Here is an 11926-nt window from a genome sequence, read left to right as displayed (position 1 = left end):
AAATGCCTATTAGAAATTGGGGAATCATTTTAAACCAATTTTTAGCTATATTTGAAAACAGAATTAAACTATGAAAAAGCTAATCCTGTAAATTTTACTTACACACTTCGCGGGAAAGTGTCTTTTTCTTCTTTTTCTTTGGCTTAATTACTTCTAAATTAGGATTTACCTTTAATCGTTGTAGCAGCTTTTTTAAAGAATCCTTTTTGCGATCTTTTTCCTTTTGTTCTTCTTTATCAATGGCTACATACTTTTCTTTCTCAGCAGATATTTTTCTTTTTACATCTTCTATCATAGATTTATAAATCTTAATATCGTACGCGTAGTAGTTATTGCTTTCTGCAAACTGTAAACTATCAATACTATATTTTTTTAAAATATATGTTTCAGGATTAAGACCTAGCTTTTCAAATTTTGGGCGGTTGATACCTTTTGCCGAACTTGTAATAAACATATCGTAAAGTAGATTTGTCATCTTCTCTTTAGGAATAAGATTGTCTGGCTTTTTGGGTTTTAGATTTGGCTCGCATCCTAAAACCAACAAAACAACAACTGATATGGCTAAAAATTTTTTCATTAATTACCTATCAAAAGTTAAGCGTTTACCAGCTTTAACATCCATAACTTTAAAATTATTGTAAGCCAATATTCCATTTACAAAAGTGTGCGTAATCCGGCTTTTAAAGGTATTGCCTTCAAAAGGAGACCATCCGCATTTATAAAGAATATTTTCCTTGTTTACTGTCCAAGGGTTATTTAAATCTACTAAAATTAAGTCTGCATAGTAGCCTTCTTTTATGTAGCCGCGTTTTTCAACATCAAATAGAATGGCTGGGTTATGCGCTGTTTTTTGAGCAATAACTTCTAATGAAATTTTACCTTTATGGTAAGCTTCCAATAAGGCTACAAAGGCATGTTGAACCAATGGCCCGCCAGAAGGTGCCGTTGTGTAAGGGTTATTCTTTTCATCGATTGTATGTGGAGCATGGTCTGTAGCAATAACGTCAATTCTGTCATCTAAAAGCGCTTTCCATAATCCGTCTCTGTCTTTGGCAGTTTTTACAGCGGGATTCCATTTAATACGGCTGCCTTTAGTTTTATAGTCTTCGTCAGAAAACCAAAGGTGATGTATACAAACTTCTGCAGTGATTTTTTTATCCTTCAATGGAATTTTATTGGTAAAAAGCTCTGTTTCTTTTGCTGTTGATAGATGAAAAACGTGTAATCTTGCTCCTGTTTTTTTTGCCAATTCAATAGCTTTTGAAGAAGACAAATAACATGCTTCTTCGCTTCTTATAATAGGATGAAACTCCATAGGGATATCATCGCCATATTCTTCTTTATATTTAGTTAGATTTTTACGTATAGTTGCTTCATCTTCGCAATGCACAGAAATAACCATATCGGTACTTGAGAATATTCTTTCTAAAACTTGTGGGTCATCAACTAGCATATTCCCTGTAGACGACCCTAAAAACAGTTTTAGACCAGCAACAGATTTTGGGTCAACTTTCAAAATCTCTTCTAGATTGTCGTTAGTACCACCAAACATAAAAGAATAGTTGGCGTAAGACGATTTTGCTGCAATTGCAAATTTTTCTTCAAGCTTTTCAATAGTTGTCGTTTGTGGATTGGTATTTGGCATCTCCACAAAAGATGTGATACCTCCTGCTATGGCTGCCTTAGATTCAGTTTCAATATTGGCTTTGTGCGTTAAGCCAGGTTCTCTAAAATGTACTTGGTCATCAATCATCCCAGGAAAAACGTGATTACCCTCAACATCAATAACTTTAACATCTGCCGACTTTACACTTATAGACGAATTAATTTCCTTAATTATATCGTCTTTTATTAGAATATCACCTTCTGTAATAACACCATCGTTTACGATCTTGGCATTCTTTATAAGAGTTTGTTTGCTCATTATTTAATTTTTATTGAATAAACTATTCCATTTCATACTTATAACTCCAAAAATGGCTTCTGAAATTATACCGCTAGACATTTTAGACTTGCCCCTTATTCGGTCTGTAAAGATAATTGGAATCTCAACAATTTTGAAACCTTTTTTAAAGGCTTTAAACTTCATTTCAATCTGAAACGCATAACCGATAAACTTTATTTCATCTAGGTTTATCGCCTTTAATACTTTTTGGCTATAGCAGACAAAACCTGCCGTTGGGTCTTGCACACGCATCCCTGTAATTAATTTAACGTACAGAGAAGCGCCATAGGACAAGAGAATACGAGTCAAAGGCCAGTTTACAACATTAACTCCCTTAATATATCTTGAACCTACAACTACATCTGCGTCTGTAGTACTGACCGTTTGGTATAACCTAACTAAATCTTCGGGATTATGAGAGAAATCGGCATCCATTTCAAAAATGTAATCGTAATCTCTTTCTAAGCACCATTTAAAACCATCAATGTATGCTGTGCCTAAACCATTTTTAGCAGACCTAGAAAGCAAATATAATTTATCTAAAAAAACAGATTGCATCTTTTTTACAAGAGCTGCTGTACCATCTGGAGAGTTATCGTCAACAACTAAAACATGAAAAAAATTTGACAACGCAAAAACGGCCTCAATTATAGGTTCAATATTTTCCTTCTCGTTGTAAGTTGGTATAATGACAATAGCATCACTCATGCATTTTCACTTTTGACAAATGTAAAGTTTTGAACAACAATATCCTTTTATTTTGCTTTTAGAATTTAAAATCTATTCCGAACTTTTATTTATAAATTAGCCCAATGCTAAGAGAGTATTTTACACAAGATCTATTTACAGGACTAATTTTGGTTTGTTTGTTACTTCTTGTTGCTACAAGGCAGTTGTTTACTACACGATTTAATGATTTTTTGTCTGTTACCTATAATATTAAGTACCTAAAATTATATGCTCGTGAGAGAAAAGAATTCGATTTTTTTAATATACTTCTTTTTGCAAATTTTATTATATCAGCAGGAATTTTTAGTTTTCTGATTCTAAAAAACTTAATAACTCAAACATTTGAGGTTTATTCCGTTTTACCATCTATAGTTTTGGTATTTATAATAATTCTTATCTTAAAATCTTTTTTAGAGCGAGTTGTTGGTTATTATTTTGAATTTTTAGATTTAGTAAAAATATACCTATTACACAAAAATAGCTTTAAGTACATCTCTGGGCTTATCCTAGTCTTAATAAACATCCTTCTTTTATTTAGTGATTTAGATAAAAAACTTACAATATATGTAAGCTTAAGCCTATTATTTTTAATAAATCTCAGTGGATTTATACGATTTTTAAAACCCTATCAAAAAGAAGTAATTCATAATTTTTTCTATTTTTTATTGTATCTTTGCGCTCTCGAAATTGGACCTTATGTTATTTTATATAAGGTATTTAAAGATTATTTCGGTTAAAAAAAAGCGTTTCGCCCATGAAAGTAAAAACGATATTGGTTTCACAACCAGAACCTAAAATTGAGAATTCTCCTTATTTCGATTTACAAGAACGTCAAAAGGTCAAGGTAGATTTTAGACCGTTTATACATGTTGAAGGTGTTGAAGCAAAAGACATCAGGCAACAAAAAATTGACCTTTCTAAATTCTCTGCTATTATCCTAACAAGTCGTAACTCTGTAGACCATTTCTTTAGAGTAGCTGAAGAAATGCGTTTTAAAGTTCCAGATACGATGAAATATTTTTGTCAGTCTGAAGCTGTAGCATACTACTTACAGAAATACGTGGTTTATAGAAAACGCAAAATTTATGTTGGTAAGCGAACTTTTAATGAGCTTTCTCCTCTTATAAAAAAATACAAGGACGAAACATTTTTGTTACCAACAACAGATAAAGTAAAACCTATTATTCCAGAAACCTTAGATAATTTAGGTGTTAAATGGACGCAAGCTACATTTTATAAAACAGTAATAAGTGATTTATCTGATTTAGAGAATGTAACTTATGACATTTTGGTGTTTTTTAGTCCATCTGGTATTGATTCTTTATTTAAGAATTTCCCAGACTTTAAACAAAATGAAACACGTCTTGCTGTATTTGGAAACACAACTATAAAAGCTGTTGAAGAAAAAGGGTTACGAGTAGATATTGCAGCACCAACTCCTGAAACACCTTCAATGACTATGGCGTTGAAAAAATATATAGACGAAGTTAATAAAGGAAAGTAATATCCAATTATAGCTATAAAAAAAGCGATTCAAAATTTTGAATCGCTTTTTTTGCTTAAAGATTATTTTCTAAAATGCATAACGTTGTGGGCCACCTCTTCTGATTTCTTCAGAAGCATAGTCTTCAAATTGTCTAAAATTCTTTCTAAACTCATTAGACAATTTAAATGCCATTTTATAATACGCTGCATCATCATTCCAAGTTGTTCTTGGACTTAATACCGCCGTAGGCACTCCTGGACACTCTCTTGGTTGCGCTACACCAAAAACAGAATGAATGTGGTAATCTTCGTAATTATAAAGCCCTAAATCTCCATTTAATACTGCATTAATCATTGCTCGTGTATATTTAAGCTTTACACGAGAACCAACACCATAAGGACCACCTGTCCAACCTGTATTAACCAACCAAACGTTAACTCCAGAATCTTTCATTTTTTTACTCAACATTTCTGCATACTTCGTAGGATGAAGTGGCATAAAAGGTGCTCCAAAACATGCTGAAAAAGAAGGTTGAGGTTCAACAACACCTGCTTCTGTACCTGCAACTTTTGCAGTGTAACCCGATATAAAATGGTACGCTGCCTGTGCTGGTGTAAGCTTAGATATTGGAGGCAAAACACCAAAAGCATCCGCCGTTAAGAAGAAGATATTTTTTGGATTCTTACCAATTGACGGTATTTTAATATTCTCAATATGATAAATTGGATAGCTTACTCTAGTATTTTGCGTAATCGAAGTATCAGCAAATTCTACCTCACCTTTATCATCTAGAATGACGTTTTCTAAAATTGCACCTTTTTTGATAGCACCATAAATTTCTGGTTCTTGCTCTTGTGATAAATTAATAACTTTTGCATAACAACCACCTTCAAAATTAAAAACAATGTTTTCACTCGTCCAACCATGTTCGTCATCTCCTATTAAACTTCTATCTTGATCAGTAGATAATGTTGTTTTTCCGGTACCGGAAAGCCCAAAGAAAATAGCAGTATCACCTTCTATACCGACATTAGCACTGCAGTGCATTGGTAAGGTGTTTTTAAATACTGGCAGAATAAAATTCAACGCAGAAAAAATACCTTTTTTTATTTCCCCAGTATAACCTGTTCCGCCTATCAAAGCAATTTTGCGAGTAAAATCTAAAATTGCAAAATTATGTTGACGTGTACCATCAACCTCAGCATCCGCCATAAAACCAGGTGCATTAACAACAGTCCACTCTGGTGTAAAATCTTTTAATTCTTCTTCTGTTGGGCGTAAAAACATGTTATAGGCAAACATGTTACTCCAAGGATACTCATTAATAACTCTGATGTTTAATTTATAATTTTCATCAGCACAAGCGTAGCTATCTCTAACAAATACCTCTTTTTCAGATAGGTACTTAACCACCTTGTCATATAACCTCTGAAATTTATCGCTCTGAAAAGGAATATTGATGTCTCCCCACCAAATACGATCTTCTGTAATACTGTCTTTTACAATAAAACGATCCATCGGAGAACGGCCTGTAAACTCACCTGTATTTACGGCTAAAGTCCCATTAGCAGTTTCTACACCTTGTCCATTTTCAACAGTTTTTGACTGTAATTCATCTGGAGATAGTTGATAGTTAACTTTTGCATTTTTAATCCCATACTTTTCTAACGAAATCGTTTTCGTAGATTGGTCTGAATTTACCATATTTTTTGTGTTGTATTAGGCTGTAAAAATAAAACTTTATTTTAGAACATAACGTTGCAAAACTGTTAATCAGTTTTAGTTTTTAAGATAGTAATCAACATTAAAACCCAAGCCAAAATAAGTATTAATCCACCAATTGGTGTTATAAAAGCAATGGTTTTAAAGTTAAAACTGGTTAAACTATTTGTTGCCAATGCATAGATTGAAAAAGAAAAGAAAAATATCCCAACAATCGTCAATATCCATATTCTAGATTTTACCTTTTCAGGCAAAAAAGAACTACGTCCCAATATAAGTAATAAAAAAGCGTGATACATTTGGTAGCGTACACCTGTTTCAAATGATTTTATAGAATTTTCATCAACTAGTTTCTCTAACCCATGAGCAGCAAATGCGCCCAAAATAATTGCGAAAATTCCAAAGATACTTCCTGTAAGTAATAGTTTTTTGTTCATAATTAAAGTTGGTTTTTGACTCTAAATCGAAATCGAATTTATTACATTAGTAGTTAACAAAATTAGTTATATTAAGCCACTATGCGAAAGATTTTAATTATTGGTGCAGGGAAATCGTCTTCTTACCTCATAAAATATTTATTAGATAAATCTTCAACCGAAAATCTTCATATTACTATTGGAGATTTGAATATTGATAATGCAAAAAAACTAGTTACTACAGACAAAAATGTTTCTGTTGTTCATTTAGATGTTTTTAATGGAGATTCACGAACAAAGGCTATTAAAAAAGCTGATATTGTTATATCCATGCTACCAGCGAGATTTCATATTGAGGCTGCCAAGGACTGTATTAAATATGCTAAACATATGGTGACTGCATCGTATGTTAGTGAAGAGATGCAAGCCTTGGACGAGGAAGTAAAAGCCAATAATTTGGTCTTTATGAATGAGATTGGTGTTGACCCAGGCATTGACCACATGAGTGCCATGCAAGTTATTGACCATATTAGAGATAATGGTGGTAAAATGATTTTGTTTGAGTCGTTTACAGGTGGTCTGGTAGCTCCAGAAAGTGACAATAATCTTTGGAATTATAAGTTCACTTGGAACCCAAGGAATGTCGTTACTGCTGGACAAGGTGGTGCAGCAAAGTTTCTACAAGAAAATCAGTTTAAATATATTCCTTATAATCGATTGTTTAGACGTACCGAATTTTTAGAAATAGACAACTACGGTCGTTTTGAGGCTTATGCCAATCGAGATTCCTTAAAATATCAGAACGTTTACGGATTAGAACATATTAAAACCCTATATCGAGGTACTATGAGACGTGTGGGCTTTAGTCGTGCGTGGAATGTTTTCGTGCAATTAGGTATGACGGACGATAGCTATACCATCGATGATAGCGAAAACATGAGCTATCGTAATTTTGTTAATGCTTTTCTTCCTTACAGTCCAACCGACTCGGTAGAATTGAAGTTTAGACATGCCCTGAAAATTGACCAAGACGACATTGTTTGGGATAAATTTCTGGAACTAGATATTTTCAGTAGTACAAAGATGGTTGAGCTAAAAAAAGCGACACCTGCACAAATTCTTCAAAAGATATTAATGGATAGTTGGACTTTAAGTCAAGACGATAAAGATATGATTGTTATGTACCATAAGTTTGGTTATGAACGCAATGGGGAACAATATCAAATAGACTCTACAATGGTTGTAGTCGGAGAAGACCAAACCTACACTGCTATGGCAAAAACAGTTGGTTTACCTGTAGCAATAGCAGCTTTAGATATACTTAACGGAAAAATAAAAACTCCTGGCGTACAAATACCTATCACCAAAGAAGTGTACTCGCCTATTCTCGAAGAGCTTAAAGAATACGGTATTCAATTTACAGAAAAAGAAGTAGAGTACTTAGGCTACAATCCGCTAAATAGATAATTATTTTTTTTGGCGTTACTGCGCTAAAAAAGGGTGGTCAGGCTGTTCTTTACAATTCCTCGCTACGCTGCGGGATTTTCACTACCATCCTTAACGCAGACTTACAATTAATATTAATTTTTTACATTTGACTTTCAGATTAAAACAAAAATCACTGTGAAAGTTAACGATAAAGGTATTTTTATAGATGGCATTGACAAAAAGATACTTCGGGCACTTATGGAAGATGCTCGTACACCCATTTTAGAAATTGCCAGAAATGTTGGTATCTCCGGAGCTGCAATTCATCAAAGACTCCGAAAATTGGAAAAATCTGGACTTCTATCAGGTTCAAAGTTTATTGTTAATCCTAAAGTTTTGGGTTACACAACTATGGCATTTGTTGGTGTATACTTAGATAAAGCTGTAAGCAATCCTGAAGCTGTAAAACAACTAAAACGCATCCCCGAAGTTATAGAATGTCACTACACCACGGGTAACTGGAGTATCTTTATAAAAATACTAGCCAAAGACAATGAACACTTAATGTATGTATTAAATACTCAGATTCAGAGTATATCAGGTGTCTCCCGAACTGAAACTTTTATATCCTTACAGCAACAGATTGATAGACAAATAAAAATCTAATCCTTAGCTTTAGTTTCTTTTTCCTTTTTGGTTTTTGTAATGTTCTTCGAACCATTTTGGAGATTCTATATCATTATCGTAAATGTAATCTGCTATTTGAGTAATCACCTCATCAGAATATTCAGCTTTTGGCATAACTCCAAATCGCCTAATAGCACCAAACATTTTAGCGTCAACTCCGTTAGGATTTTTTACCCAAGCTTTCAAAGATTTAGTAAACTCTAATTTAGTAGTGTTATCATTTATATAATGTTTTTTTACGGCAATCATAGGCGGCGCCAACCTATTATCGTGGGCTGCTGTTAGACTATGACAAACGTAACATTTGTTTTCCATAAGTGTTTTTCCTGGATGAGATTTTTTAGCTGAGTAACTCACTTCTTGAGATATATCGGAGAAATTTTTGGAATTATTACAACTTAATAAACCAAAAACGAATACTAAGATTATAAAAATTATTTTCATAACTGATTTGGATTTAATTGTACATTAAATATCCTAAATCATGTTGTTATACTCTGTGACAAATGTCACATAACAGACTTATTTTTAATAATTTATCACTAGTCTAAAGTCTTTTAGATACTAAATTAATACAAATAAAAAAGGCTCTGAATTTTCAGAACCTTTTTAAAATCTATTTGTAATCTATATAATTAATCTCTTGACATAAATATCTGAAGGATATACCAAAACAATAACATCACAGCTGCAAAAATACCTAAGGCTGCACCAACGTATTGATCTTCTGTATATTCATATTTTACTTTTGAAGTTTGGTATAATATAGCTGCACCAGCAAAAACCACCATAGCCATTGAAAACCATAAACCAAGATTAAAACCAAACAAGCTTCCTGCTACAATTAATCCTACAACAATAAAACTCGCGATTACTAATCCCGTTTTTAAAAACGAAAAGTTTTTGTTAGTCATAAATACAACTGCTGTCAATCCTCCGAAAAGGCAAAATGTAACTATAACTGCTTGCGTTAACATATCAGTGCCTGTAGATGAATAAGCTGCATAGTAAATCATTGGTAAAAAGATAATCGCCTCTAATAACACGTATAAACCTAAGCCCATGTATTGCGTCTGTCGAGACTCGTGATGTGCTAGTTTATCTGCCATAGAACTTCCTACCCAAAAAAGGCCTAATACGATTAACCAAGAAAAATTATTGGCAAACATTAGGTTTATTAGATTTACAACAGTGTCTTCAAAGATTGTAATAAATATATACTCGAGCATAGTAAATGCCAAAACTGCCCATGCCACATGCATGTATGTTTTGCGATAGAAAGTTGCCTTTTCACTATCTTCTAATTGGCCAACTAAAATTGGACCTTGCACTTGATTTTCCATAAAAATTGATTAGTTTTTTATAAATGTAAGTGATTTCTTAAATAGAAACAAAAAAGCTCTGATTTCTCAGAGCTTTTTTTATATAAATAACCTAGACTAATCTCTTCCACCAAAAACTTGTAATCCCCAATATAATAATGATGCTAAAGCTCCAATTGCCGCAACCAAATAGGTTCTAGCAGCCCATTTAAGAGCATCTTCAGCGCCTTTGTATTCTTGTTGGTTTACCATGTTTTTGGTTTTTAACCAGACTAATGCACGATTACTAGCATCGTATTCTACTGGTAATGTTATAAAACTAAATAATGTAGCTGCTCCCATAAATACTAATCCAGCCACAGCAACCCAATAGCCTAATCCTACACCTGCTGCAGCTCCTAAAATTAAACCACCGATAACTAACCATTGACTCATCCCTGAAGTAATACTAACAATTGGTACTAGTTGCGAACGCATTTGCAAAGCACCATAAGCAGTTGCATGTTGCACAGCATGGCCTACCTCATGAGCTGCAACGGCAGCCGCAGAAGCATTACGCTGATTGTAAACAGCTTCACTAAGATTAACGGTTTTATTTTTTGGGTTGTAATGATCAGTTAATTGACCTCTGACTGATATGACTTCAACATCATAAATACCATTATCCGCTAACATTTTTTCTGCAATTTCACGACCAGACATACCATTTTGTAATTGTCGTTTTGAGTAAAAAGCAAATTTTTGCTTTAGTTTGTTACTCACTAACCAACTGACAAGTGCAATTGCTCCTATTAATATATAATATCCTAACATAGTTTTCTTTTTTCGAATTATAAAGTTATTATAACCCTAGCAAAAAGTAAGCCAAAGGGTTGTTAAGAAATTTTGTCAGTCTTAATTAAACTACATCGCTTCAACAGACCAGTTAAAAGCTTCTGCAATTTCTTCATAAACAATTTTACCTTTCACAATATTAAGCCCTTTAGCTAATGCTTCATCTTTAGCTAATGCATTTCGCCAGCCCAAATTAGCCAATTTCAATACGTAGGGTAATGTTACATTAGTTAATGCCAAAGTCGAAGTGTAAGGAACTGCTCCTGGCATATTAGCCACACAATAATGTACCACATCATCAATAACGTACGTTGGGTCTTCGTGAGTTGTTGCTTTTGTACTTTCAATACAACCGCCTTGATCCACTGCTACATCTACCAAAACAGTTCCAGGCCTCATTTCCTTAAGCATATCTCTAGTTATTAATTTAGGCGCTTTTGCACCTTTAACTAAGACACCTCCAATAATTAAATCATGGTCTTTAATCCGTTTTCTAATATTGTATTCACTAGAAAATTCTGTTACCACATGACTTGGCATTACATCATTAACATAACGCAATTGTTTCATATTGATATCCATAATTGTAACGTGGGCACCTAAACCTGCAGCCATTTTCGCTGCTTGTATCCCAACGGTTCCAGCTCCAAGCACTAATACTTTTCCCGGTGGTACTCCTGGAACACCACCTAATAGAACGCCTCGTCCTTTAATTGGTTTCTCTAAGTACTTAGCCCCTTGTTGAATAGCCATACGTCCAGCAACTTCAGACATTGGTGTTAATAATGGCAATGATCCATCGGTATCTTCAACGGTTTCATATGCTATACAAACAGCGTTGCTCTTAAGCATTGCTTTTGTTAAAGGTTCACTAGAGGCAAAATGAAAATACGTGAACACAACATGATGCGATTTTATAAGCGGATATTCTTCTGCAATAGGCTCTTTGACTTTTACAATCATTTCACTTGATGCATAAACATCTTCAATAGTATCTAAAACAATTGCACCAACATCTTTATAATCTTGATCAAAAAACCCACTGCCAAATCCAGCGTCTTTTTGAACAAATACAGTATGATTCTTTTTTGTTAGTTCGAAAACTCCTGCCGGTGTCATTCCTACACGGCTTTCATTATTTTTAATTTCTTTTGGAATTCCAATTTTCATCTTCTTTGATGTGTTGAGATTATACCAATTTAGTTTTTAAATGCCGTATTAAATGCGTTGAGGTAATGATGGTTTCCCGTGATAGATTTTATGGTTTCTTTATCCATTTCGACTACCATGCTATGAAGCCATTCTTTTAAAGATTCGATACTTTCAAACCTTTGATTTTTGAACCTATTTTTGATAT

The 11926-nt window shown here is 33.5% G+C and carries 13 protein-coding genes; 4 read left to right on the top strand and 9 right to left on the bottom strand.

What is annotated here, in order from left to right; all coding sequences use genetic code 11:
• Window positions 1-94: 94 nt before the first annotated feature.
• The 3 genes from HKP48_RS11115 to HKP48_RS11105 are packed head-to-tail and all read right to left on the bottom strand — an operon-like array spanning window position 95 to window position 2653.
• Window positions 95-577, bottom strand: a complete 483-nt coding sequence (locus HKP48_RS11115; RefSeq protein ID WP_296345825.1) for a DUF4296 domain-containing protein — start codon at window positions 575-577, stop codon at window positions 95-97.
• A gap of 3 nt (window positions 578-580) precedes the next feature.
• Entirely contained in the window at window positions 581-1924 is a 1344-nt protein-coding gene (locus tag HKP48_RS11110) for a dihydroorotase (RefSeq protein WP_296345824.1), read from the bottom strand.
• A gap of 3 nt (window positions 1925-1927) precedes the next feature.
• Window positions 1928-2653, bottom strand: a complete 726-nt coding sequence (locus HKP48_RS11105) for a polyprenol monophosphomannose synthase (RefSeq protein WP_296345823.1) — start codon at window positions 2651-2653, stop codon at window positions 1928-1930.
• Between the two features lie 104 nt (window positions 2654-2757).
• Between HKP48_RS11105 and HKP48_RS12315 the strand changes: the two genes are divergently transcribed.
• Both HKP48_RS12315 and HKP48_RS11100 read left to right on the top strand, forming a co-directional pair.
• Window positions 2758-3411, top strand: a complete 654-nt coding sequence (locus HKP48_RS12315) for a DUF4271 domain-containing protein (protein WP_296436929.1) — start codon at window positions 2758-2760, stop codon at window positions 3409-3411.
• Between the two features lie 17 nt (window positions 3412-3428).
• Window positions 3429-4178 carry a uroporphyrinogen-III synthase gene (locus HKP48_RS11100; protein ID WP_296345822.1) on the top strand — a complete coding sequence of 250 codons (750 nt, stop codon included), beginning with the start codon at window positions 3429-3431 and terminating at the stop codon, window positions 4176-4178.
• A 69-nt stretch (window positions 4179-4247) separates the two neighbouring features.
• Here HKP48_RS11100 and pckA read toward each other — a convergent pair whose 3' ends face one another.
• Window positions 4248-5864 (bottom strand): phosphoenolpyruvate carboxykinase (ATP), encoded by a 1617-nt coding sequence (pckA, locus tag HKP48_RS11095; RefSeq protein WP_296345820.1) that lies wholly within the window; start codon window positions 5862-5864, stop codon window positions 4248-4250.
• Between the two features lie 65 nt (window positions 5865-5929).
• Window positions 5930-6319: a DUF423 domain-containing protein gene (locus HKP48_RS11090; RefSeq protein ID WP_296345818.1), complete on the bottom strand. Its 390-nt coding sequence runs from the start codon at window positions 6317-6319 to the stop codon at window positions 5930-5932.
• An 81-nt stretch (window positions 6320-6400) separates the two neighbouring features.
• Here HKP48_RS11090 and HKP48_RS11085 point away from each other — a divergent pair, with 81 nt between their 5' ends.
• Entirely contained in the window at window positions 6401-7765 is a 1365-nt protein-coding gene (locus tag HKP48_RS11085; protein WP_296345816.1) for a saccharopine dehydrogenase C-terminal domain-containing protein, read from the top strand.
• A gap of 156 nt (window positions 7766-7921) precedes the next feature.
• On the top strand, window positions 7922-8392 hold the full coding sequence (locus tag HKP48_RS11080; RefSeq protein ID WP_296345813.1) for an Lrp/AsnC ligand binding domain-containing protein: 471 nt from the start codon (window positions 7922-7924) through the stop codon (window positions 8390-8392).
• A gap of 9 nt (window positions 8393-8401) precedes the next feature.
• Here the strand turns inward: HKP48_RS11080 and HKP48_RS11075 are convergent, their stop codons facing one another.
• The 4 genes from HKP48_RS11075 to ald all read right to left on the bottom strand — a co-directional run bounded on the left by HKP48_RS11075 (window position 8402) and on the right by ald (window position 11739).
• A complete protein-coding gene (locus HKP48_RS11075; RefSeq protein ID WP_296345811.1) occupies window positions 8402-8857 on the bottom strand; it encodes a c-type cytochrome in 456 nt (151 codons plus the stop codon).
• A 191-nt stretch (window positions 8858-9048) separates the two neighbouring features.
• Window positions 9049-9756: a Bax inhibitor-1 family protein gene (locus HKP48_RS11070; RefSeq protein WP_296345809.1), complete on the bottom strand. Its 708-nt coding sequence runs from the start codon at window positions 9754-9756 to the stop codon at window positions 9049-9051.
• A gap of 96 nt (window positions 9757-9852) precedes the next feature.
• A complete protein-coding gene (locus HKP48_RS11065; RefSeq protein ID WP_296345807.1) occupies window positions 9853-10548 on the bottom strand; it encodes a zinc metallopeptidase in 696 nt (231 codons plus the stop codon).
• 90 nt (window positions 10549-10638) lie between these two features.
• The gene (gene ald / locus HKP48_RS11060) at window positions 10639-11739 is read right to left on the bottom strand and encodes an alanine dehydrogenase (protein ID WP_296345805.1); all 1101 of its coding nucleotides are present in this window, start codon (window positions 11737-11739) and stop codon (window positions 10639-10641) included.
• Window positions 11740-11926 lie beyond the last annotated feature (187 nt).

This window comes from Winogradskyella sp., assembly GCF_013042245.1.
Lineage (GTDB): Bacteria > Bacteroidota > Bacteroidia > Flavobacteriales > Flavobacteriaceae > Winogradskyella.
This window is presented reverse-complemented; position numbering and strand designations above follow the sequence as displayed.

Bases quoted from the DNA above. Each gene is read 5' to 3' on its own strand.
- ald (WP_296345805.1), bottom strand. From the start codon at position 11,739: ATGAAAATTGGAATTCCAAAAGAAATTAAAAATAATGAAAGCCGTGTA.
- HKP48_RS11085 (WP_296345816.1), top strand. From the start codon at position 6,401: ATGCGAAAGATTTTAATTATTGGTGCAGGGAAATCGTCTTCTTACCTC.
- HKP48_RS11065 (WP_296345807.1), bottom strand. From the start codon at position 10,548: ATGTTAGGATATTATATATTAATAGGAGCAATTGCACTTGTCAGTTGG.
- HKP48_RS11090 (WP_296345818.1), bottom strand. From the start codon at position 6,319: ATGAACAAAAAACTATTACTTACAGGAAGTATCTTTGGAATTTTCGCA.
- HKP48_RS11075 (WP_296345811.1), bottom strand. From the start codon at position 8,857: ATGAAAATAATTTTTATAATCTTAGTATTCGTTTTTGGTTTATTAAGT.
- HKP48_RS11105 (WP_296345823.1), bottom strand. From the start codon at position 2,653: ATGAGTGATGCTATTGTCATTATACCAACTTACAACGAGAAGGAAAAT.
- HKP48_RS11110 (WP_296345824.1), bottom strand. From the start codon at position 1,924: ATGAGCAAACAAACTCTTATAAAGAATGCCAAGATCGTAAACGATGGT.
- HKP48_RS12315 (WP_296436929.1), top strand. From the start codon at position 2,758: ATGCTAAGAGAGTATTTTACACAAGATCTATTTACAGGACTAATTTTG.
- HKP48_RS11100 (WP_296345822.1), top strand. From the start codon at position 3,429: ATGAAAGTAAAAACGATATTGGTTTCACAACCAGAACCTAAAATTGAG.
- HKP48_RS11115 (WP_296345825.1), bottom strand. From the start codon at position 577: ATGAAAAAATTTTTAGCCATATCAGTTGTTGTTTTGTTGGTTTTAGGA.
- HKP48_RS11070 (WP_296345809.1), bottom strand. From the start codon at position 9,756: ATGGAAAATCAAGTGCAAGGTCCAATTTTAGTTGGCCAATTAGAAGAT.
- pckA (WP_296345820.1), bottom strand. From the start codon at position 5,864: ATGGTAAATTCAGACCAATCTACGAAAACGATTTCGTTAGAAAAGTAT.